Consider the following 24700-nt stretch of genomic DNA (forward strand, 5'->3'; position numbering starts at 1 on the left):
CAATCTAAACAATCCGGATTTTAATATATTGAAATATCTTTAAATGTTAAAAAATGGTGAACTTTTTATCGAGTTCGCAAATCTGTCACAAGCTTCTCTTTCTAAAATTGCGGCGCTTTGATAACGGATAAAGAATGGAACCTTATAAAAGGACGGCGAATATACTTACTTTGACTTCACAATATGGATAAATACCTATCTTCAAAACGCAAAAAAGCGATGTCAGCCGAACGCTGCGACTGCCGCGAAGTCTGGTCTTTTGCGTTTGCTGAAAAATACGCTGCCCATGAGGAGGTGAATTGGATAACTCCTTGCCAAATCGAAAAACATATTTGAAAAAACAGAGAAAGGTCAATCTTTTAGAACGGCAGCTGAAATTGGTTGTATAGAGGCATTTTTCCGAGGTGTGAATGATATAGTTAAAGATTGTGAGGGGTAATCATGATTTCTTCTGAATTAAAACTGCCCGTGCGGCAGCTTAAACCGAGAACGAAAGGGATCACTATTCTGATTGATAACGGAGTTCCCTTAAACTTGTTTAAAGACACGATTAACGGGGCAGCCGATTATATAGACTTTGTGAAGTTTGGCTGGGGGACGTCTTTAGTTACAAAATATTTGGAGGAAAAGATCGATTGCTTAAAGCAAAATGATGTTCAATTCTTTTTCGGCGGCACACTGTTTGAGAAGTTTTTAAGCCAGGATAAGATTGAAGACTATTACCGTTATTGTAAAACATACGGATGTCAGTATGTGGAAATATCAAATGGTACGATCCTTTTGTCCAACAGAGAAAAAGCGAGCTTTATCTCTGATTTTGCAAAAGAGTTTCACGTGTTCAGCGAGGTTGGCAGCAAAGACAGTGCGATCAGCAATGAGCAGCAGTCATCAGATTGGATTGACTATATTCTCGAAGATCTTGAAGCAGGGGCAGAGAAAGTGATCACAGAAACGAGAGAAGGCGGAACGAGCGGTTTGTGCAAAAGCGATGGGGAGATGCGTTCCCTGCTGATTGAGGACATTCTTAGATCAGGCATCAAGCCTGACGATTTAATCTTTGAAGCGCCGACTAAAAAAATGCAAACGTGTTTTATTGAAAAAATCGGATCTGATGTCAATATGGCAAACATTCCGTTTCAAGATGCCATTCCTTTGGAGACACTGCGGCTTGGCCTTCGCTCAGATACATTTTATTTATTCGAATAGGTTCGCCGGGCGGCGGACTATTTTTTGTTGCGATAGCCGGCAAGGGGCAGCAAAAACGGACGCAGCCGAATTTGATAAATGGCATCGATGATCCTGGTGGAAATCCATTGGCAGATTAGGGCCTGGATGACGATGCCCCATGCGATGACAGAAGCCGTCAGCAGAAAAATAAAAGCATTCATTAAAAATAAGGACGTCCCCGGCTTTCCGCCGCGATATATCGAAATCATCAAAGCCAAGGCGCCGAATCCTCCGTTTGAAATGTTGTATTTATATAATATCCCGACACCGGTTCCTAAAAGGACGGCGCCGTAAAATAAATCCAGCCATATGTTGTTCGTCGTCATAACAGGCAAACAGGTTTCGAAAATCTGCACTGAAACAGACGTCATGGTGATGGCGCCCATCGTCCCGATTACCGTGATCGGCTCAAGCCATTTGACAGCCGTCAGAAGCAATGAAAAGTTTACGGCCCAGACCGTTAATCCGTGCGGAACCTGAAACCAAAAATTGAGCAAGACGGCAATCCCGGCCGCCCCTCCTGAAGGAATATGGTTTGGAAATAAAAAGAGCGCCATACCGAGTCCCTGTAATACGCTGCCCAAAAAAATAGCCTGTACGATTTTGAATGTTCTCCCCATATGGATATAATCCCCTTTAAATGAAAACTTGTCCTCTATCTACTATATGAAAGGGGAAATGAAAAATATCACATCTTTTGCTTATTACCTGTAGCTTGTTCCGTCCCACAGGTGTGCTTTCACCAATTCTGTATCAACTTCGATTTTCTCAGGCACATGGAGCTGCCCGTCTTTTACCTGAACATGTACAATTTGTGTGAACGGATTTTCCATCGCATCCCATTCGAGAGGTTCGATATCTTCCCCATCCATTTTCGTCCAAGGTGATAAACAGGCTTGGCCGAAAGCCGCGTACAATCTTGAAAGTGTTCCGTCATAGCTGTGCGGGGAAACCCGTTTCCTAAAATGCCGGGCGAGCTGCAGTACGCTCTGAAAGTCGTCGGTTCCATAGCCATGCATGACATCGGGCTGAATAATATCGAGGGCGTGTTCAAGAAGGAGCGGCAAAAATTGTTTTGCGCCTTTCATGTTTTCTCCCCCGGCAATTGGAACAGAAAAAAGCGAGCGCAGCCTGCGATATTCCGCCAAGTCATCAAATGGCATAGGCTCTTCAAACCAAAGCAGATTGCACCAGTCATGAGCGAAGCGCTCCCATCTGCGGGCGGCTGCCAAGTCATAGCTTTGGTTGGCATCCATAATAAAACGGATGTTTTGCTCTGACATCTTCTGAAAAGCCTGAATATGTGCCAAGTCTTCTGAAAACGGTCTTCCTCCAACTTTCAGCTTTACGGTGTCAAATCCATTACGTACGCTTTTCTCGATCAACTGAATGGAATGATTGATCCAGTCTGTTCTGTCCGAATAGGATTGAAATGAAGCATAAACCGGTATACGCTCCCTCAGCTTTCCTCCCCATAAATCACATACAGAAAGGCCGGACTTTTTGGCCGTGATTTCTGTTAAAGCCATGCTGACAGCAGCAGCGGCGCGCTGATGCCACTTTTTAATGACGCCGGCAAGCCGCAAGCGGTCAGTCGCTTGTTTTCCAATTAAATAAGGGATGATCCGTTTCTTGAAGCCCGCATCCAACAGGGGCAGCCAGTCCATACATTCGCCCCACCCCGTCAGGCCGGATGCGGTCGTCACCCGAATCAAATAGCATGTTCTGTAGCTTTTGAACCCGTTCGCATCTCCATAAGGGGCGGAAAGCTTATAAAACAGCGGAAATGTATCAATTCTTTCAATGCGCATGTTTTTCTCCCTTTCACCTTGCATCAGCGGTTTGCAGCCCTTTTGGCCCTTTTGGCCCTTTCTCCCCTTTTTTTGTCGGGCCTTCATCTTTGGCGTGGATCAATGTCAGAACGAGGATGCCGACAACGAGAGTAAGTCCGGCGATGGTCATAAACATGCCGATTTTTGACCATTCCATCAGCCTCCCGAAAATCGGCGGTCCGATGGCAACCCCCAAAAAACGGACCGAGCCGTACAGCGATGTCACAAAGCCCCGTCTCTCTTTGCCGACAGCGCCTGTTATAAAACTGTTGACACACGGCAATACAAACCCTGTGCCGATGCTGCTGATAACAAGAATCGAGATAAAAGGAATGAGCGCGGAGAAAAATGACAGTGTCCCATATGAAATCGTAATAAATGCGAGTCCGATGACCATCATTTTTTTCATGAGCCGCTGATTTTGCCCGATTTTACTGCCTGTTATGTAGGAAGTCGTACACATGACAAGCAGCGGGATCGCTAAAATCAACCCTTTTTTCACCCCATCCGTATGAAAGTCTTTTTCCAAAATGTCAGATAAATAAAAGAGAATGCCAAACAATGTAAACAAACAGACAGCACCTGCCAAATATGCTGTGAAAAGCCATCTGCCCTCATGTTTAAAAACGCTGACTAACCCTTTTGCATATTTTCCAAAGGGCGGAGGATCTTTCTTTTTGTCTTTTTCTTTAATAAAAAACCAAGTCAGTACGATAGGAGCAATACAGAAAGCCGGAAAAGCAAAAAATACCCAGAACCAAGCGATCAATGCAATCAGGGAACCTAATATAGGCGACAACACTTTTCCGAAACCGTTGGAAGCTTCGACAAGTCCAAGCACCCGGCTTTCATCAGACCCTTTAAAAAGATCTCCTGTAAGCGCCATAGCAATCGGCGCCGTTCCGGCTGCCCCGAGGCCTTGCAGCCCCCTGCCGAAAAGGACCCATGGAAATGCATTTTCAAATGTCGTAGCAGCGAATCCCGCAAGAATTCCCCCTGCTCCGTAAAGAACCAGGCACGGGATAATAATCACTTTCCGTGAAAATCGGTCTGCCAGATATCCGAGCAGCGGAATAAAGAGTGCCGCCGTTATGGAAAACACGGTGATCACAAGACTGACTTGAAATTGAGACAAATTGAGTTCAGATTTCATTTTCGGCAAAATCGGAATCAGCATGGAATTTCCCAATGTCATGATCAGCGGAATCGAACCGATGGCCACTACGGTCAGACCCGAGCTTTGTTTTTCTGCCATAAGCTTGAACATCCTTCCTTGTACTTAATAAACTTGAGATTATAGATTAGATTGTCCGCTACGGCTGAATGCTATTCCCTCAAGCATCCGCCTTAACTTAGCCTTGTACCGTGTATGTTTTCTGGCTCGCGCCGCTCCGCCCGGCCCAGCCGTTCAGTATACAAATCGATATCAACCGCATATCTCGGCCGCTTTTTCACTTCGGTGAAAATTGTGCCGATGTATTCGCCGATAATGCCGATTCCCATTAAGTGCAGGCCTCCCAAAAACCAGATGGAAATCATCAAAGACGCCCAGCCCGCATTCGTATAGCCGAGCAGCTTTTGAATCATCGCATAGATGCCTGCAATGCCGCTTAAGAAAAATAAGAAAAAGCCGATAAAGGTAAAAAAACGAATGGGTGCCACACTAAAAGACGTAATGCCGTGAAAAGCAAAAGACAGCATTTTTTTCAGTGGATATTTTGTCTCTCCTGCATGCCTCTCCTTCCTGTCATAGAGCACTTTTGCCGATCGAAGACCGATCAGCGGCACTAGCCCGCGCAAAAAAACATTGGCTTCGGCATAACGGCTGAGCTCATCAAGCGCCCTTTTATTTAAAAGCCGAAAATCGGCATGGTTATCAATTAATTGAATGCCGAGCTTGTTCATTAAGCGGTAAAACCACGCTGCTGTCGTCCGCTTAAATAAAGTGTCGGTTTTTCGGCTCCGGCGCACACCGTAGACGATCTCATATCCTTCATGATACTTCTCAATGAACTTGCGGATCGCTGAAATATCATCCTGAAGATCAGCATCGATTGATATGACGCAGTCCGACTTTTGTTTTGCTTTATCCAGCCCTGCTAAAAGCGCTTTTTGATGTCCTGAATTGTGAGCCAATTTTAAGCCTGTAACATAACGGTTTCTTGTGCTTTCCATAACAATCAGCGGCCATGTACGGTCTGTCGATCCGTCATCTACGAATAAGAGCTTGCTGTCGGATGAAATCAGAGTGTCTTCTGTCAGATCTTTCAATACAGCAGTCAGCTGTTTGGCGGTTTCAGAAAAAACCTCCTCTTCGTTGTAACAGGGAACAACGATCGTCAATAAAGGCTGTGAATGATTCAATTTGTCTCCTCCTCTTTAGCGAACTTATTTTGCTTCATATAAATAGATGTTCCAGGCGGACTGCGAATGGCTGAATCGCTTTAAAAACGTCAGTTTATTTTGTCGGGCGTTCATAATCGGTACTGAAGAAAAAATGTAACGCCCGCCCATTTCTTTGAATGCTTCAGTATTTAATTCCAGGTTGGTAATTTTTTTCTTCGAGTTCTTTTTAAAGGCGTAATGTTTTCCGAGCTCATCGACAAACAGGTAGCAGCGGCTCCCCCATTCGTCAAAGTAGCGCTTTAGGACGGCATTTTTCTCAAGTTCTTTGGCGATGATTTTTCGAAATTGATACTTATATTTAAGCGGATAAATATTAGCGTACGTATCCAGCGTGTAAAAACCGTTGTACTGTGCAATCGCCGGATGCAGTCCGATGCTCGCCACCCGATATGATCGCTCAGGCCGTCTGATGAATTGTTTGATCTCTTTAAATTGTTCAGACGCATAAAACTCCCGGAATGTCGGCGCTTTATAATAAGCGCCATAGGTCAGTTCTTCCTGAAATGGGATGAGAACGATCAGCTGTGCGAGAAGCGCCGCATAGACAAACCGCCGCCATCTTTTGCCGATCCGCCACAAGATATAGCATGCCACTGCAAAGCTTACATAGATCACAAGCGGCCGCAAAAAATGAAACCGTGCAAAATTGAATGCCGACAGAAAGCTGATTTTTTCCTTCGGCAGCGCCCATAGTTTGTTAAACCAAAACGCATACCATAATGAAAGTGCATAATTTAAAATCATCAAAAAAATAAATAGCTTTTCTTCTTTCGGGCGCCTTTGTTTTTGCCTGCCGATGACGATCATAAACGTCAGCAGGACCACAGGAAGGATCACGGCTGTATGAACGGTCATCACATGGTTATGGCCGAGAACGAAATTTTTAAAAGACAGGCGGAAAGAATGCAGTATATCATGTCTTGATGATATAAATTCAACACGGTGCATCGTTTCGCCTGACGCGAAAACCGAATAAACGAGCCTGTATTCTATGGCGAGAAAAACCCCTGTCATAAGAGCGATGCTCCCCAGAAAAGGAAGGTTCCAATCGCGCTTGACAATCAAATCGTAAAGCCAAAGCATGGAAACAGCGGCAAGAAAAAAGAAAAAACCGAGCACAAAGCTTGAATAAAGCGGCAAAAGGGCAAGCGTAATCCACTCTTTCCAGGAAAAATTCCGCGCTCTTATGTTTAAAAAAGCCCATAATGCAAGCGGGTGTCCAAGTGTGCTCAGCATGCCGGAAGGCCAGAACGGTGTGAGGGCAAAGGCGAGAGAGACGCCGATTCTGATCAAATAGGCTTTTTCATCGCGGATCACATGTGCTTTCAGCAGGACGTACATGCCGATGAAGGCGAAAACCCTTGTCACCGTTTGACTTACAGCATACGCGGTCATTGACGGAAACAAGGCGTGAAGCCAGACAATTCCGCTCCACTCCGTTCCGTAAGCATCACGGGGCAGGCCGTTGATAATCTGGGGAATCACAGCTTTCACACCGCCGAGCAGCTGTCCGCTTTCCGCGAGCACCTTGTACCAGGCGATATTAGAATCCAGGTTGTCGTGAACGCGGATATGGGCATTTTCATTTAATATGTAAAGCGGTAAAACATACAATAAGATGATGGTGAAAGCGATAAAGAGAAACACTTTCTCCCGGCTGATCTTTTTGACGGGCAACAACATAAAAACAACACATCCATTTTTGTTCTAGTTGAAAAAAAGAAGAAATATATGGAGCCGCTGTTACTTTGTTGTTATTATTGCTGGAAGCCTTTTGAAAAATTCATCAAAATAAAAAAAGGTCCTGCGAGATCGTTATGGATTTGATCATGCCGAAAAAGAGCTGTCCGGACACCCAGACAGCCCCGTTTTTACCATGAGTAAGGATAGAAAGGATAAAAAGGGAAGAAAAACGGATAATAGAATGGATAAGGATAAAACGGCGGTCTTGGTCTTGGTCTCGGCCTTGGCCTTGGTCTCGGATATGGATAGGGATAAGAATAGGAATAAGGCTGCTGCCTTTCATCGTAACCATGGTTAATATGATAGATTTCCTCCAACATCATAGCCTCCTTTCGGTGGTTTGAATACTCTTAGGCTATGCCGCCCCCCATAAAATGGAGTATGTACACGCGAAATATTGAAGCTGTCAATTGTACATTAACAGGAAGGTCCGCGCTCAATAAAAAACAATTCATTTCGGCAAATCTCAGGGCGCAAAGGACCTGTCACTTTGTGAAGCAGCCGCCGGACAGAAAAACAGCCTGCCCCATCAACCTAAAGGCAGGCCGTGAGACAGGCTGTAATTTATATAATGATACCCCTTTGTTTACGGTAATACAGAACTCCCCATCAAATACTTGTCAACTTCACGGGCGGCTTCGCGTCCTTCGTGAATGGCCCAAACGATTAAGCTTTGGCCTCTTCTCGCATCCCCTGCGGCGAAGACTCCCTCGACATTTGTTTTAAATTCCCCGTATGCTGCGTCAACTTTATTTCTGACCGTTTCGACCCCGAATTGCTTCAAGAGCGGCTGTTCTGTGCCTTCAAAGCCGATGGCGATAAAGACGAACTGGGCAGGCCAGACTTTTTCCGTTCCCGGAATTTCGTGAAATTCAAACTTCCCTTGTTCGTTTTTCACTTTTTTCATTTGAATCGTATGCAGTTCTTTTAAGTTGCCGTTTTTATCTGCGACCAGTTTCTTTGTTTGGATGGAATATGCTCTCGGGTCGCTGCCGAATTTCGCCTGTGCTTCTTCATAAGCATAATCAAGCGAATAGACGTGCGGCTGTTCAGGCCACATGTTTTCAGCCGTCCGTATGTCAGGAAGCTTCGGGTGTTTGCCGAACTGGACGACACTCCGCGCTTTTTGGCGCAAAGCCGTCGCAACACAGTCAGCCCCGGTGTCACCGCCGCCGATGACGATGACATCCTTGTTTTTCGTATTGATGAATTGTTTATCTTTAAAGTTTGAATCCAGCATGCTTTTGATTGTGCCTGTTAAATAGTCCATTGCGAAGTGAACGCCTTTTGCTTCACGGCCTTCAATCAAAAGATCGCGCTGCTTTTGCGCCCCCGTGCAAAGAATGACCGCATCATATTGTCTTTTAAGTTCTTCTGCTGTAATGTCTTTGCCGATCTCCGTATTGGTGACAAAATCGATGCCTTCTTGCCTCAATAATTTGATGCGGCGTTCCACGACGCTTTTTTCAAGCTTCATATTCGGAATTCCGTAAGTTAAGAGGCCGCCAGGGCGGTCGGCGCGTTCATATACGGTAACAGAGTGCCCGGCCTGATTCAGCTGGTCTGCGCTTGCAAGACCTGCCGGACCTGAGCCGACAATTGCAATTTTCTTGCCGGTTCGTTCTTTCGGAATCCTCGGCTGAATCCATCCGTTTTCAAAGCCTTTGTCAATAATCGTCCGTTCAATGCCTTTGATCGATACAGCAGGATCAGATATCGCCACCGTACAAGAGCCTTCACAAGGCGCCGGACAGACGCGTCCGGTGAATTCAGGAAAGTTGTTCGTTTTGAGGAGGCGCTCAAGCGCTTCTTTCCATCTTCCCCGATAGACGAGATCATTCCATTCAGGAATCAAATTATGAATCGGACATCCTGACGTATATCCGCCGATATCCATGCCGATTTGGCAAAAAGGTGTGCCGCAGTCCATGCAGCGCGCTCCTTGTCTTTTTGAAACTTCCTCAGAAAATGGAGACGAATATTCGTTCCAGTCATTTATCCGCGTGAGAGGATCGCGTTCAGCAGGCTTTTCCCGCTTGAATTCCATAAATCCTGTTGTTTTGCCCATTTTCCCCTCCCCTTTCTTACTGTGCCACTGCTTCTTTTGACGAGGCAGCCGCAGAAGTTTGAATCTTTTGCTTCGTTCCGGCTTCAAATGCGTACATCATCGCTTCTTCATCTGATAAACCGGCTTCTTTTTGTTCTTTTATCCGCTCGATCATTTGCTTGAAGTCTTTCGGAATCACTTTGACAAACCGAGTGACCGCTGCTTCCCAATCATCCAGTATGGAGGCAGCTTTAGCGCTGTCTGTGTATCGGTAATGATTTTCGACCATCGCTTTCAGCTCTGCTATTTCTTCCGGCGCTTCAAGCGTTTCAAACTCAATCATTTCATGGTTGCATTTTCGTTTAAATGCTTTTTTGTTTTCAGCATAGACATAAGCGATGCCGCCGGACATTCCTGCCGCAAAGTTTTTGCCGACATCCCCCAGAACGGCGACCCGTCCTCCTGTCATATACTCTAGTCCATGGTCTCCGATTCCTTCGACCACAACGTTTACCCCGCTGTTTCTGACCGCAAACCGCTCTCCGGCAAGACCGTTGATATAGGCTTCACCGCTTGTCGCACCGTAAAACGCAACATTACCGACGATGACATTTTCACGGAAAGCAGGATTGAATTCGCGAGGAGCTTTGACGGCGATTTTTCCGCCGGACAAGCCCTTGCCGATATAGTCATTGGCATCTCCCGTCAAGTAAAGCGACATCCCCTTCGGCACAAACGCCCCGAAGCTTTGGCCGGCTGAGCCTGTAAAGCGCAGTTTGATCGTATCGTCAGGCAGTCCTTCTTCACCGTAGCGCTTGGAAATTTCGCTTCCGGTAATGGCGCCTGTCACACGGTTGATGTTGCGGATCTCAAATGCTGCCTCCGTCGGAATGCCGTCTTCAATCGCTGTTTTGACTGCCGGTAAAATCTCGGTGACATCAAGAGATTCATCGATTTTATGATTTTGCGGCGTCCGGAATGTGCGTGCGCCTTTTGGCTGATGAAGCAGGTTGGATAAATCCAATTGACCCGCTTTCCAATGTGCTTTGGCGCGCTCGCTGACGCGGAGGACATCGGTGCGTCCCACCATTTCATCAACTGTTCTGAAGCCGAGCTGCGCCATCAGCTCGCGCACTTCTTCGGCGACAAAGCGCATATAATGGACGATATGGTCAGGGTCGCCCATAAACTTTTTGCGAAGTTCAGGGTTTTGCGTCGCCACTCCGACAGGGCATGTATCCAAATGGCATGCCCTCATCATGACGCATCCAAGGACGACGAGCGGCGCTGTAGCAAAACCGAATTCTTCGGCGCCTAAAAGCGCGGCCATGACGACATCTCTGCCGGTCATTAATTTGCCGTCTGTCTCCAATACAACGCGCTGGCGCAAACCGTTCAGCATCAACGTTTGGTGTGCTTCAGCAAGACCGAGCTCCCAAGGAAGTCCGGTATGCTTAATACTCGTTTTCGGAGATGCTCCGGTTCCGCCGTCATATCCGCTGATGACGATGACATCAGCCGTCGCTTTTGCAACACCGGCTGCGATCGTGCCGACGCCTGCTTTTGAGACGAGCTTAACACTGATCCGTGCATCGCGGTTAGCGTTTTTCAAATCATGAATCAGCTGAGCCAAGTCTTCAATCGAGTAGATATCATGGTGCGGCGGCGGTGAAATCAAACCGACGCCGGGCGTTGAACCACGAACATTGGCAACCCATGGGTACACTTTATTTCCGGGAAGCTGTCCGCCTTCTCCAGGTTTGGCTCCTTGAGCCATTTTAATTTGCAGTTCATCAGCATTGACAAGGTAGTGGCTTTTGACACCGAAGCGGCCTGATGCGATCTGCTTAATGGCGCTGCGGCGGTTGTCGCCGCTCGCATCTGGAATAAAGCGCCGTGGGTCTTCTCCGCCTTCCCCGCTGTTGCTTTTTCCGCCTAGACGGTTCATTGCAATCGCCAGCGCTTCATGAGCTTCCTTGCTTAAAGAACCGAATGACATGGCGCCCGTTTTAAAACGGCGCACAATCGATTCAACCGATTCGACTTCTTCAAGCGGCAGCGGCTTCCTCTTTTCATCAAATGAAAAGAGATTGCGCAAAAATCCGATTCTTTCTTCATCCGCCGCTTTTGAATATTGCTTAAACAGGCTGTAATCACCTTTGCGGCACGCCCATTGCAGAGTATGGATCGTTTTTGGATTAAAAGCGTGATGTTCGCCGCCTTTCCTCCATTGGAAATCGCTTCCTGAATCAAGCGTTTCGCTGAATGTGTCTCTGTACGCTTCCCGGTGGCGGCGCTGTGCTTCTTCAGCGATCGTGTCCAATCCGATGCCGCCGAGCTGTGAGGCCGTTCCGGTAAAGTATTGATCGATTACGTCCCTGCTGATGCCGACCGCTTCGAAAATTTGCGCGCCGCGGTAGCTTTGCACAGTCGAAATGCCCATTTTGGACATAACTTTAACAACGCCTTCGGTTACGCTTTTGCTGTATTTTGTCACGGCTTCTTCATAGCTGATTGAAAGAGCTCCGTCTTCAATCGCCTGCTTGTAAGTCGCATACGTCAAATACGGATGGATCGCGTCTGCGCCATAACCGATTAACGCGGCAAAATGATGGACTTCCCTTGCTTCGCCTGATTGGGCGATGATGCTGACTTTCGTGCGTTTTCCTGCACGAACCAAATATTGATGCAGAGCACTCACAGCAAGAAGTGCAGGAATCGGCGTTTTTTGTCCGTCCATCTTGCGGTCGGATAAAATCAGCAGTGTTACACCTTCAGCAATCGCTCTGTCGGCCTCTTTAAACATATCTTCAAGTCCGTTTTTCAAGTCATCTGTAAAGAGCGTGTGAATCGTTTTGCTTTTAAAGTTCTGGTGCACGAGCCCCCTCAGGGAGTTGAACTGTGCATTTGTTAATACAGGTGTATACAGTTTAATCCTGCGGCAGCTGCTTTCATTCGGATGAAGAATATCGCCTTCCGCTCCGAGCCATGTCAAAGTTGATGTGACGATCTGCTCGCGGATCGCATCAATCGGCGGGTTGGTGACTTGGGCAAAGAGCTGTTTGAAATAATTAAACAGCGATTGCGGACGGTCAGATAAAACCGCAAGAGGGACATCATTACCCATTGAACCGAGCGGATCTTTTCCTTCTGTAATGACAGGAATTAAATATTTATGAATATCCTCATACGTGTAGCCGAACGCTTTTTGGCGCGTTAAAAGTTCTGGCACCGGTTTTTCTTCCGTTTCCTGAATGTCATTGCTGACATGGACCAGCTCTTTGCTGAGCCATTCCTGGTATGGAAATTCTCCGGCGATTTCGGATTTGACCTCTTCATCAGAGATAATTCGTCCTTCTTCAAGATCAACCAGGAGCATTTTTCCCGGATCAAGGCGGTCTTTATATAAAACATTTTCCTGTTCAACGTCAATGACGCCGACCTCAGAAGAAAAAATGATGTAATCGTCTTTTGTCACATAATAACGGGCAGGTCTGAGTCCGTTCCGATCAAGAATCGCTCCGATCTGCTTTCCATTTGTAAACGAGATCGCTGTAGGACCGTCCCATGGCTCCATTAAAGAGCTGTGGTATTCGTAAAATGCTTTCTTTTCTTTTGACATATAAGGATTTTCGTTCCACGGCTCAGGAATCAGCATCATGGCTGCATGAGCCGGTTTTCTCCCGGCCAATACAAAGAATTCAAAAGCGTTATCCAATATGGAAGAATCACTTCCGTTTTCATCAAGGATCGGAAGAACTTTCGGCAGGTCGTCTCCGAAAGCTTCAGATACAAATTGCTGTTCTCTCGCTTTCATCCAGTTCATATTGCCGCGGAGCGTATTGATTTCTCCGTTGTGGATGAGATAGCGGTTTGGGTGAGCCCGTTCCCAGCTCGGAAACGTGTTTGTGCTGAAACGGGAATGAACAAGTGCAAACGCTGAGACGAAAGCTTCATCCTGCAAATCTTCATAAAATGCATCAACCTGCTCAGGTGTCAGGAGCCCTTTATAGACGATCGTATTGCTGGAAAGGCTGACAACATAAAATGACTTTTCTCGTTCATGCGCCCAGTTTTCCGCTTGTTTGCGGATGATATACAATTTGCGTTCGAACGCCAAATTGTCTTTGATCTGTTCGCCTGCACCGATAAAAACCTGACGGACGACAGGTGCGCTTTCCTGTGCGACTGTTCCGATTTTTCCGACATTTATTGGTACAGTTCGCCATCCGAGCACTGACTGTCCTTCTTGTTCGATCAGCTGATTCATGTGTGCTTCAATTTGCCCGCGCTCGCCGTCATCTTTTGAAAAGAAGACCATGCCTACGCCGTAGCGCCCTTTTTCAGGCAAGTGAAAATCAGAACAAGCTTTTTTGAAAAAAGCATCAGGAATCTGCATCATGATCCCTGCTCCGTCTCCGGTATGCGGATCACTGCCCTGACCGCCCCGGTGGTCTAATTGACAAAGCATTTGCAATCCTTTTTTGACAATATCATGAGTAGGAAGGCCTTTTAAGTGAGCATAAAGCCCAATTCCGCATGCATCATGTTCAAATTCAGGACGGTAGAGACCTTGTGCTTTCGGTAGTTGATTATAAGTCATAGTTCCTCTCCCCCGTTCATTTTTCCCGTTTTATCCCCGGTCTAAAATCTTACAAACTCTAATCCCATTGTAGGTTTTCAAATCTATACAAACAATATATAATTTAGATTAAAACAATCTCATTTTGAGATAAGCAGGTGAAACACGATGGAATTACGCCAATTACATTACTTTATGGAAGTTGCAGAAAGAGAGCACGTATCAGAAGCCGCCATGCATCTTCACGTCGCTCAGTCGGCGATCAGCAGGCAGATTGCCAACCTGGAAGAAGAGCTCGGCGTCGATTTATTTGAGCGCGAAGGCCGCAATGTCAAATTGACCCCGATCGGAAAGCAGTTTTTGGATCACATTAAAACCGCGATGAAAGCGATCGATTTTGCGAAGGAACAAATCGATGAGTATTTAGATCCTGACAGAGGAACCGTCAAAATCGGCTTTCCGACTAGCCTTGCAAGTCAGTTTCTCCCGACCGTCATTTCCGCGTTTAAAGAGGAGCATCCAAATGTCGCTTTTCTTCTAAGACAAGGATCATATAAATTTTTAATTGAAGCGGTAAAAACCAGGGATATTGATTTAGCCTTTCTCGGTCCTGTTCCGACGAACAATCCTGACATTAAAGGAGACATTTTGTTTACGGAAAGCCTTTTTGCCCTCGTTCCGGTCAATCATCCGCTTTCGGGACAAAAAAGCCTGCATCTGGGCGATCTCAGAAATGATCAATATGTGCTGTTTCCGGATGGGTTCATCCTTCGCAAAATGGCTGTTGACGCGTGCAAACAAGTGGGGTATACACCGAAAATTTCGTCTGAGGGAGAAGACTTGGATGCGATCAAAGGGCTGGTTTCAGCAGATATGGGAGTCACGCTTTTGCCGGAAACCGCCTTTAATGAGACGACTCCCCGTTTCACAAGGAAAATTCCGATTGATTATCCTCAAGTGAAGCGGACAGTCGGAATCATTGCACCAAAAAACAGAGAGCTTTCCCCTTCTGCAAAAGATTTTTATCAGTTTGTAAAGAAATTCTTCTCACGGCTTCAGCAATATCAATAGAGGGGTTTGCATCAGCCGGGCGGATAGCTTGGCTGATTTTGTTTTATCATGAAACAAATTTAATGTCGGAATTTTTAGTCTTTTGTTTCTTCTTCACATTCCTTCTAATAGACGCATCTTAAATGTATATGATTCATTTAAAGATATGATGCTGAATTTTCAAACACTTCATATTCCTTTAAATTAAGCTTAACACTTTTCCTTTACCATAGAAGCAAATCTATTAGAATGAGGTGTTTACATATGTCTCCTGTATTAAACCGCCGCAAGTTTTTAACCTATCTCGGAACAGGAACAGCCGCATTGGCCGCAGCCGGGACCGGACTTGACGGATTGGTCAAAACAGCTGAAGCAAAAGGAATGTTCCATCAGTCCAATCGATTGAAAAAACCGAAATACGGTCCTTTAAAATTTACGCCGATTGAGCCTTCGACAAAGGACGAGCTGGTGCTTCCAAAAGGATACCGTTACGATGTCATCGCCTCATACGGCGACAAAATCAATCCGAAAGGCGATACTTTCGGGTATAACAATGACTATACGCTCTTTTTCCCGATGGAAAACAAAAAAGACCGCGGACTTTTATGGGTCAACCATGAGTATATTTCAGACCTGTTCATCTTCGGAAAAACGATAGAGAACGGCTACACAGCGGAACAAATCAATGCATTGCTGTATAATCAAGGCGGTTCTGTCATTGAAGTACACCGGGAAAAAGGCCGCTGGAAAATGGATCCTGCTTCGAAATATGCCCGCCGCGTCACTGGGCTGACGCCAATTGCGCTGACAGGTCCTGCAAAAGGAAGCGCTGCCGTGAATGGCGCTGTGAAGGTTCAGGGGACTTTTGCCAATTGTTCAGGCGGAAGGACATTGTGGAATACATTGTTGACCTGTGAGGAAAACTTCGAATCGACTTCAAAGGCAGCCAAACTGGATCAAACACACTACGGCTGGGTCGTAGAAGTCGATCCATTTCATCCGGATTTTCAAATCCGCAAACACACAGCGCTCGGCAGATTCAACCATGAAAATACGTGCATGGGCCTTGCCAAGGACGGCCGTGTCGTTGTCTATATGGGCGATGACAAAAAAGATGCCTGCGTGTACAAGTTCATCAGCAAAGAAAAGTATGATCAAAAGGCCGGAAAAAAGAATGCAAAGCTATTGGAAGAAGGCACATTATATGCTGCAAACTTTGCCAAAGGTCAATGGGTGCCGCTGACGATTGAAGCTGTGCGGAAAAAAGCCGGAGGAAACAGCGCCCTGCTTGAAAAATTTAAAACGCAGGCAGATGTTGTTGTCAATTGCCACGAGGCGGCGATTTTGCTCGGCGGAACACCGACTGACCGTCCTGAAGATGTAGAGATCAGTCCTTTTGACGGAACAATTTTCATCGCTCATACGAACAATGACAAGCATGGCAACTTTCATGGCCATATTACGAGGTTTTATGAGAAAGATGATGACCACGGAGCAATGGAATTCCAGTTTGCAATCTTTGCTGCCGGCGGCATTCAAAACGGTTTCAGTGCGCCGGATAACTTGACGTTTGATGAGGATGGCAACCTTTGGACAGTCACAGACATTTCAAGCAGCAGTATCAATACCGCCATCTGGAAGCCTTTTGGGAACAATGGCGTGTTTGTCATTCCGACAGACGGCAAACAGGAAGGCGAAGCTTTTCAATTTGCTTCGGCGCCTGTGGATGCCGAATTAACCGGACCTTGCTTTACGCCAGACGAAAAAACGCTGTTTCTTTCAGTTCAGCACCCTGGTGAAGAAACCGCCAACCTTGCCAATCCGACAAGCATGTGGCCTCACCGCAAAGATGACCATATGCCGCGGCCGAGCGTTGTTGCGATTAGCGGATTTTAAAAAAAGCCGCCTTAAAGAATGACAAAATCCTAAAACAGTTTAAAGTTTTAGGATTTTGCAATTAATCTCGGCTTTCTCATTTATTTTCCGGCTTGTCGACACTCAATAAATAGTCGATTAAAGCTTTTTGTTCCTTTTCAGAAAAGCCATTTTTGTCATCGACCCAGAATTCATGCCCTTTTCCTGTCACTCTGACGGTTTGTAAATCCCGGGAAGCTGAATTGCTTTCGATCACCCGCTGTCTTAAATCCCTGTCGATCACGGACAGCAAGCTGTTGTAGGGATCGGCCGGTTTTCCTTTAGCCAGCGTCTCGGGTATGCCTGCTTCCTTCAATGAGCTTCCAACGGCAGCACCCCCGTCATGCATGTACGGTGCGCTCCAATACAGTCCGATGAGGCTTGGGACCTTATAGCCGCCCGGCGATCCGTCCTTTGCCCAGGCCAGTTTGATTTGCTCTCGATCGAATTTGTTCGTCGGCACCTTCAACACTTTTGCCTTTTCTCTGATTGGCACCTCTGTATTCGGTGCATATATGCGGCTTTTGCCAAATATCTTTTCCGTTTTTTTGAAAGATTGCGCTCTTGTCGGTTCAGTTCCGATTTCTTTGGCTGAAATGACCTTGTTGTTTGTCAAATAGCGCCCAGCATGACAAGAGATACAGCCTGCTTTCTCAAAAACGCCTCTTCCTAGTTTGACGGTTTGACTGTCGGCGTTTTTGGGCGGTGCGGGCGGTTCCAGTGTATTTTGCCAAGCGGAAACCGCGTTGTTTTCTTCATTCGCTTTTCGGTCAGGCGATCCGACATGCACGCCGTCCGGGGCGGCCAGGGTGATCTTCGGAAAGCTTGGCGGTTTGATCATTTGATTGACGCCAGGAACGCCGGGTGTAGGATCGGCTTTTTCAAAAAAAGCGCCAGGATTCTCACCTTTTTTTGGATCGTATCGATATTTTTGATCTGCAGCGCGCTGAAGAATGGTCCCAACGTAAACGTCTTCGCTCATTCCAAAGAGCGCCTGGCTTCCCGGAGACTGTGAAAGACTGTCTGAATTCTGTGCATGAACATTATTGCTGAACACACTCAGTCCTTTAAACGGACCGGCCATTGCGGCTCCGCTCCAGCTGTATGGGTGATCCCCCAATGTAAATGCATCCGGTATTTGCGTTGGATTGCTTTTCATATCGATCGTTGAATCGAAAAATCCCCTCGGCCATTTGAGAAACACCCGATCGACTGCATCTTCAAGCTGATCAGGATCAGGGAGGCGTTCTTTTTTTCCGTTTGCTCGAGTGATCACAGGGCTCTTGTCATGAATATATTGTTTAATGCTTGCCATTTCAGCATGTGTAAAATAAGCGGCTGAGTTTGTCGCGAGCGCAAGCATCAGTCCGGTGTTTAAATCCGGGTTCGTCACCCCTTCGATCACCTTCATCGTTTTTGGATCTGTTGTGGCATGACAGGCGGCGCAGCTGATGCCGACTTTTACTTTTCCGCCGGCATATTTCACAGGCATGCCTAAAGGTGCGTAGGCCCCTTTTGGCACATCGATTCCGGTATCAATCTTCTCGCCCTTTTTAAACGTCTTTCCCCCGACGGTCGCCGTTTTTGCCAGTTCAACCTGTAAGTTTGTCGTCCCTTTTCCTTTTAACGCTGCAATGGCTTTTGTCATATTTGCAACCGTAATCGGACCGTCAGTCAGTCCGAGGATGTCGGTTAAAAATACTTCATTGCCGAACGTTTCTTTATAAAAGGTTTCCCGTCCCAAATCAAGAAGCTGATCATCAACCTTTACAGCACCTTCAGAAGGCCGCATCCCTTCTGCCTCTTCATTCGAAACAAATCGTCCCCAAAAGTCATATCCGTATACGCGTTTTTCTTTTGACATCACTTTTTCTTTCGGCGGCATGTATGCGTATTCAGGTTCAAGATATCTGATTGTGATAAAGCCAATTGCCGCTACAATCGCAATGATCGCCAGTGCGGCCAGCCATTTCTGTTTTCTCACGTTGATCCTCCTTCTAAATCAAAAGGCTTCCCCTTTTTCACTATAGGTTGTATCAAAGAAGCCCAAAAAGATTTAGAACCTATTACCAGCTATATATTTCATGCGCTTATGACAAAATATGTGTTCAGTATTTCTTGAAATAAAGGAATGAAGCCGTTTGAAAAAACTCATCATCATTCTCATCGTTTTCGTATGTGCGCTTACTTTATTTGTCATATGGCTCAATGCCGGTGATGAAAAACTGGGACTGACCAATGAAGAAAGCTCGGCTGTCAAGCCTTCAGAAAAGCCCGTCATCGTGTTGATCATTGATTCTTTAATGGATAAGCCTTTGAAAAAAGCCGTCAAAGAAGGCCGTACCCCGGCACTGCAATTTTTTCTTGAAAATGGCCGGTATGAACCTGAAGTCGTCAGCGCCTATCCGACGATGTCTGTGACAATTGACAGCACCCTCCTGACAGGAACCTATCCGCACGTCCACCGCATCCCCGGTCTTGTTTGGTATAATGAGAAGGAAAATCGGCTCGTCAATTATGGCAGCGACAAGAAAGAAATCGCTGCGCTCGGTGTGAAGCAAACGATCAAGGATGGCATGTATTTGTTAAATCATAAACATTTAAATGAGCGCGCGGCAACGATCCATGAAGTTCTAGAAAAGAAAGGAAAACAGTCAGCCTCAATAAATGGACTTATTTACCGCGGCGATGATCAACATGACTTAAACATTCCGCCTCCGCTCAGACGTCTTGGGCTGATGCCTGAAAACATGAGTATCAATGGTCCGGCGCTCTTTTCCTTCGGCAGGTTTGCCCAGCTGAATTCGCATAACCGCTACAATCATATTTGGCAGAGCTATGGTGTAAATGACAAGTTTACGGCAGAGGAGCTGTCTTATTTGATTAAAAAGCGCAAGCTCCCGGCACTGACGGTAGCCTATTTGCCTGACTTTGACCGTGATGCTCATAAAAAAGGACCAAGCGACATGAAAGGGCTTGAAAAAATGGATGAAGCGCTTCAGCGGATGTTAAACACTTATGATTCATGGAGTGCCGCTTATGAACAAGCGGTCTGGGTGATTATGGGCGACAGCGGCCAGGCGGTGATCGGTCGTGATAAAGACAAGGCCGTTATCCGACTTCATTCATTATTTAAAAATTACCGGACCGCAAAAATAGAAGGTCCACGTCAAAAGGACCAGCTGCTGTTTGGCGTCAACGATCGAATGGCCTTTATCTATGTTTTGGATCAAAACGTGTCTGTCAAAGAGACGGTTAAAGAATTGAAAAAAGACGGCCGGATCGGCTTCACCGCTTGGAAAGAAAACGGCTGGGTGTATGCCGATTCGAAACAGGCTGCAAAACCACTCCGTTTCCGTCCGACTGGAGACTATACAGATATTTACGGACAATCTTGGACGATCAGCGGGGATCTCTCTGTATTGGATCTTTCAGCAAACAGGACTTCCCTCTGGTATGGGAATTACCCTGATGCCCTTGCACGGCTTTACAGCGTTCTTCATTCCCACAGCGGACGATATGTTGTCGCTGATGCGAAACCGGGTTATCAATTTGCCGCTGAAAAATCTCCTCTCCACCTCGGCGGAGGCGGACACGGCTCCCTCTATAAAACGGATAGTTTAGCGCCGATGATCATTGTCGGCTCTGAGAAAACCCCAAGACATCTTCGCCACATTGACCTAAAGGATTTTTTCATTCAATTGACTGAGTAGCCTGATCTGAATGTAGAAACGATCAGGTCTCTTCCTTTTACAAGGGTTCTTCGTTGACATTTTTTTGTTGTTCTTTGTAATATGTTGATAGTCATTTAGTTTACTTACTTACTTAATTAAATTCGAAAAGCAGGTGCAGTTATGAAAAAGGATGAAATCAGCCGTGATACGGTTGAGCAATTAATTCATGCGTTTAACAGGCTGCGATACACGGAAATGAAACTCTCTTTCCCTTCTCAAGATTGGAAAAAGAACGAGGGCAAAGCATTGATGTTTCTGGACGACACTGCCGAAGGCGAAGGAAAAATGGTATCGGAAATCAGCCAGGCTCTGCATGTCACCTCACCTTTTGCGACACAGCTTTTAAACAGACTTGATAAAAAAGGGCTGATTTATCGGCGCATGGATCAGGATGACCGGCGGATTGTCCGCATCTTTTTGACCGATGAAGGAAAAAAAACAGCAAACGAAGTGAAGAAAGGGCTAAATCAATGGTTCTTTCAGCTTGCCGCTTATCTTGGCGGAGCTGAAAGCACTCAGTTCGCCGGTTTGATCCATAAAATGTCCGACTTTTTAGAGCTTGGTGAAAAAAAAGATGAAAAGAAGGTTGAAAAATGATTTCTCTCTTAAAATATTTAAAGCCCTATAAGCTGCAGGTGATTCTGGTTGCAGTGTTTACGCTGTTCAGCAGTGTGCTTGAGCTTTATTTGCCTACATTGATGGCAGATGTTGTCGATGTCGGAATTGTCAACTCTGATATGGCATTTATCCTGAAAACCGGTGTATGGATGATTGTTTGTTCCCTCCTTGCCATCATCATGACTGTGGGAAAAGCTTTATTCGCATCCAAAACGGCCCTTGGCTTTGGGAGGGATGTACGGCGCAGGCTGTTTGTTAAAGTTGAACATTACTCAATGGAGGAGTTTGGGAAAGTCGGGTCCGCCTCCCTTATCACCCGGACCACAAACGATGTCAAACAAGTGCAAGATGTGCTCAATATGATGCTTTCGATGATGACGAGAGCGCCGTTGATGCTGATCGGCGGTATTGTGCTGGCCGTATCCCGGGACGCCAAGCTGTCCATCATCTTTTTGGCCGCTCTTCCGATACTGGCTGGACTGATTTTTTTGATCACAAAAAAGGCCGTCCCCCTGTTTGGCGTCCTGCAAAAAAAGACGGACCGCCTCAATCTTGTGCTTCGTGAAGGATTGACAGGCGTCCGTGTGATCCGCGCCTTTAATCGTGTCGATGAAGAAAAAACGCGCTTCCAGCAAGCGAACAAAGAATTTCGGGATACAGGGATTGCCGTCAACAAAATCATGGCGTTCCTCTTCCCTGTGATGATGATCATGATGAACTTTACAAACATCGCTATCATTTGGTTTGGCGGCATTCGGGTTGATGAAGGCAGCATGCAGGTCGGCAACTTAATGGCTTTTCTCCAATATGCGTCAATGATCTTGATCGCTTTGATCATGCTGGCGATGACATTCGTGATGATTCCGAGGGCTCAAGCGTCGGCCAGCCGCATTAATGAACTGCTGATGATCGATCCTCAAATTACAGATCCCAAGCAGCCCGCAGAAGAAAACGGCTTGCACGGCTATATTGAATTCAAAGATGTCACATTCCGTTATACCGGAGCTGAGAAACCCGTTCTTGAAGACATTTCTTTTCAAGTAAAACCAGGTGAAACCACGGCGATTATCGGAAGCACAGGTGCGGGGAAAACTACTATTCTTCAATTGATTCCGAGGTTTTTTGATATAGAAAAAGGCGCCGTTCTTGTCAATGGAATCGATGTGAGAAACATGCCGCAGCAAGAGCTTCGCAAAAAAATCGGCTATGTGCCGCAAAAAGCTTCATTATTCAGCGGAACCATCAAAGACAATATCCGCTTTGGTAAGGAATATGCGGCAGACGAAGACATTTTGGAAGCACTTGAAACCGCCCAGGCTTCCGAGTTTATAGCAGGCAAAGAAAACGGAATCGACTCTTATATTGAGCAAGCCGGCGCCAACCTTTCAGGCGGACAAAAGCAGCGGCTTTCGATCGCCCGAACGTTGGTCAGAAAACCGGAAATCTATTTGTTTGACGACAGTTTTTCAGCGCTTGATTATAAAACAGATCAAAAGCTTAGAAAAGCGTTGGAGAAAACAACTGTCGACGCCGCTGTTATCATTGTCGCCCAAAGGGTAATCACGATTACGGAAGCTGATCAAATCATCGTCTTAGATGAAGGGAAAATAGCTGGAATCGGCACACACCAACAATTGCTTGCAGAAAACAAGATTTATCAAGAAATCGTCACATCCCAGCAAGCTGAGGAGGAGAGCGCATGACTAAAAAAGAACAAAAACACCCAGGCTCTTTGCCCGCAGGCATGCAGCAGGAAAAACCGAAGGAATTTAAGAAAACGCTCTTGCGGCTGGCCGGCTACTTAAAGCCGCGGACTTCTCAGCTGGTGCTGGTGATCATCGCAGCGATTTTAGCCACCTTATTTAATGTCATCAGTCCAAAGCTTCTTGGGGATGCGACATCTTCCCTTTTTGCGAGCTTTACTGAGGGAACAGGAGTTCAGTTTGATTTTCTCGGCCGGATTACGTTGATATTGGCTGGGCTTTATCTCCTTTCGGCTTTCTTTACATTTTTGCAGCAGTACATCATGGCCGGAGTCGCGCAAAAAACGATATTTGAAATGCGCCAGGAAGTCAATGAGAAACTGGCGCGCCTCCCTTTAAAATACTATGACAGACATTCGCACGGAGACACACTCAGCCGTGCAGTAAACGATATTGATAACATTAACACATCGCTTCAGCAGGCGCTGACGCAAATGATCACATCCGTGATTACCATTGTCGGAATCATTATGATGATGCTGTTCATCAGTCCAGTGCTGACGCTTGTCGTATGTATCACCATTCCGCTCAGCATGCTGGCCGTCAGACTGATCGCATCCTTCTCGCAAAAACATTTCAGCGCACAGCAAAATGAGCTTGGCGCAATTAACGGCCATGTTGAGGAAATGTTTACGGGGCATCAGGAAGTGAAAGCGTTCGGGCATGAGGAAAAAGCGATTCAGCAATTTGATGAAGTGAATGAGCGCTTATATCAATCTGGCTGGAAAGCGCAGTTCATTTCCGGACTGATGATGCCGATGATGACATTCATCGGAAACCTCGGTTATGTTTTTGTCAGCATTACGGGCGGAATTTTTGTCTTAAACGGCACCCTGCTGATCGGGGGCGTTCAGGCTTTTATTCAATACACACAGCAGTTTTCCCAGCCGCTTGTCCAGGCTGCCGGAATCGCAAACACAATCCAATCTGCGATTGCTTCGGCAGAACGGGTTTTCAGCCTTTTGGATGAAGAAGAGGAAAAACAAGAATCCCCTGCCGATGTCGATACTGAAGCATTAAAAGGTGATGTTTCATTTGAATATGTTGCATTTGGCTATGATGAAAATGTGCCGGTTATCCGTGATTTAAATCTTGATGTCAATGAGGGCCGGACGATTGCGATCGTCGGACCGACCGGTGCGGGGAAGACGACGATTATCAACTTGCTGATGCGATTTTACGAATTGAACAGAGGCAGTATCAAGGTTGGCGGCACGGACCTTAATGAACTGTCACGCGAGCAGGCAAGAAGCATGTTTGCGATGGTTCTTCAGGACACTTGGCTTTTCAACGGCACAATTCGCGATAATATCGCTTATGGACGGGAAAGCGCGACAGACGAGGACATCATTCAGGCGGCAAAAGGAGCCTATGCCGACGACTTTATCCGCACTCTGCCGGACGGTTATGACACGATATTGAGCGAGGATGCGCAAAATATTTCACAAGGTCAAAGGCAGCTGCTGACGATCGCGCGGGCCATATTGGCCGATCCGAAGATTTTAATTTTGGATGAAGCGACAAGCAGCGTTGATACGCGCACCGAAATGAATATCCAGAAAGCAATGAACAAGCTGATGGATAACCGCACAAGTTTCGTGATCGCCCACCGCCTCTCGACCATTAAAGACGCTGATCTGATTCTCGTCATGAATAACGGGGACATTATTGAAAAAGGAAATCATGAAGAGCTTCTTCGGCAGGACGGTTTTTATGCTGACTTGTATAACAGCCAGTTTTCCCGGGAAGAAGCCGTCAGTTAAGAAAAAGGCTGTGCCGTAAGC

General features: G+C 46.3%; 15 protein-coding genes and 1 pseudogene. 7 read left to right on the forward strand and 9 right to left on the reverse strand.

Annotated features, from left to right (window positions below; genetic code table 11):
• Nucleotides 1-441 precede the first annotated feature (441 nt).
• Nucleotides 442-1206 (forward strand): phosphosulfolactate synthase, encoded by a 765-nt coding sequence (locus BTA30_RS01450; protein ID WP_076758376.1) that lies wholly within the window; start codon nt 442-444, stop codon nt 1204-1206.
• A 17-nt stretch (nt 1207-1223) separates the two neighbouring features.
• On the opposite strand, the gene BTA30_RS01455 is transcribed toward BTA30_RS01450, so the two are convergent.
• The 8 genes and pseudogenes from BTA30_RS01455 to gltB all read right to left on the reverse strand — a co-directional run bounded on the left by BTA30_RS01455 (nt 1224) and on the right by gltB (nt 13858).
• Complete coding sequence (locus BTA30_RS01455) at nt 1224-1847, reverse strand: YitT family protein (protein WP_076758378.1); 624 nt, start codon at nt 1845-1847, stop codon at nt 1224-1226.
• Between the two features lie 84 nt (nt 1848-1931).
• Nucleotides 1932-3038, reverse strand: a complete 1107-nt coding sequence (locus BTA30_RS01460) for a mandelate racemase/muconate lactonizing enzyme family protein (RefSeq protein WP_076758380.1) — start codon at nt 3036-3038, stop codon at nt 1932-1934.
• A gap of 13 nt (nt 3039-3051) precedes the next feature.
• Complete coding sequence (locus BTA30_RS01465) at nt 3052-4314, reverse strand: MFS transporter (protein WP_076758381.1); 1263 nt, start codon at nt 4312-4314, stop codon at nt 3052-3054.
• 92 nt (nt 4315-4406) lie between these two features.
• Complete coding sequence (locus tag BTA30_RS01470) at nt 4407-5423, reverse strand: glycosyltransferase family 2 protein (RefSeq protein ID WP_076758383.1); 1017 nt, start codon at nt 5421-5423, stop codon at nt 4407-4409.
• Nucleotides 5424-5447: 24 nt separating this feature from the next.
• Nucleotides 5448-7148 (reverse strand): DUF6044 family protein, encoded by a 1701-nt coding sequence (locus BTA30_RS01475; RefSeq protein WP_076758385.1) that lies wholly within the window; start codon nt 7146-7148, stop codon nt 5448-5450.
• Between the two features lie 200 nt (nt 7149-7348).
• A pseudogene (locus tag BTA30_RS24365) lies at nt 7349-7429 on the reverse strand (hypothetical protein); the annotation flags it as partial.
• A 365-nt stretch (nt 7430-7794) separates the two neighbouring features.
• A complete protein-coding gene (gene gltD / locus BTA30_RS01485; RefSeq protein WP_076758388.1) occupies nt 7795-9276 on the reverse strand; it encodes a glutamate synthase small subunit in 1482 nt (493 codons plus the stop codon).
• A gap of 16 nt (nt 9277-9292) precedes the next feature.
• Nucleotides 9293-13858: a glutamate synthase large subunit gene (gene gltB, locus BTA30_RS01490; RefSeq protein WP_076758389.1), complete on the reverse strand. Its 4566-nt coding sequence runs from the start codon at nt 13856-13858 to the stop codon at nt 9293-9295.
• Nucleotides 13859-14005: 147 nt separating this feature from the next.
• Between gltB and gltC the strand changes: the two genes are divergently transcribed.
• Nucleotides 14006-14908, forward strand: a complete 903-nt coding sequence (gltC, locus tag BTA30_RS01495; RefSeq protein ID WP_076758391.1) for a glutamate biosynthesis transcriptional regulator GltC — start codon at nt 14006-14008, stop codon at nt 14906-14908.
• A gap of 243 nt (nt 14909-15151) precedes the next feature.
• Entirely contained in the window at nt 15152-16783 is a 1632-nt protein-coding gene (locus BTA30_RS01500; RefSeq protein ID WP_076758393.1) for a PhoX family protein, read from the forward strand.
• A gap of 76 nt (nt 16784-16859) precedes the next feature.
• Here BTA30_RS01500 and BTA30_RS01505 read toward each other — a convergent pair whose 3' ends face one another.
• Nucleotides 16860-18785, reverse strand: a complete 1926-nt coding sequence (locus tag BTA30_RS01505; RefSeq protein ID WP_076758395.1) for an electron transport protein — start codon at nt 18783-18785, stop codon at nt 16860-16862.
• A 157-nt stretch (nt 18786-18942) separates the two neighbouring features.
• Here BTA30_RS01505 and BTA30_RS01510 point away from each other — a divergent pair, with 157 nt between their 5' ends.
• The 4 genes from BTA30_RS01510 (at nt 18943) to BTA30_RS01525 (ending at nt 24679) form a co-directional block, all read left to right on the forward strand.
• Nucleotides 18943-20514, forward strand: coding sequence for an alkaline phosphatase family protein (locus tag BTA30_RS01510; RefSeq protein ID WP_076758397.1), 1572 nt, complete (start codon nt 18943-18945; stop codon nt 20512-20514).
• 141 nt (nt 20515-20655) lie between these two features.
• The gene (locus BTA30_RS01515) at nt 20656-21132 is read left to right on the forward strand and encodes a MarR family winged helix-turn-helix transcriptional regulator (protein ID WP_076758399.1); all 477 of its coding nucleotides are present in this window, start codon (nt 20656-20658) and stop codon (nt 21130-21132) included.
• Nucleotides 21129-22856, forward strand: coding sequence for an ABC transporter ATP-binding protein (locus BTA30_RS01520; protein WP_076758401.1), 1728 nt, complete (start codon nt 21129-21131; stop codon nt 22854-22856). The genes BTA30_RS01515 and BTA30_RS01520 overlap by 4 nt, the downstream gene beginning before the upstream one ends.
• Entirely contained in the window at nt 22853-24679 is a 1827-nt protein-coding gene (locus tag BTA30_RS01525) for an ABC transporter ATP-binding protein (protein ID WP_076758403.1), read from the forward strand. The genes BTA30_RS01520 and BTA30_RS01525 overlap by 4 nt, the downstream gene beginning before the upstream one ends.
• The last annotated feature ends 21 nt before the right edge of the window (nt 24680-24700 follow it).

The organism is Bacillus swezeyi, assembly GCF_001969815.1.
GTDB lineage: Bacteria > Bacillota > Bacilli > Bacillales > Bacillaceae > Bacillus > Bacillus swezeyi.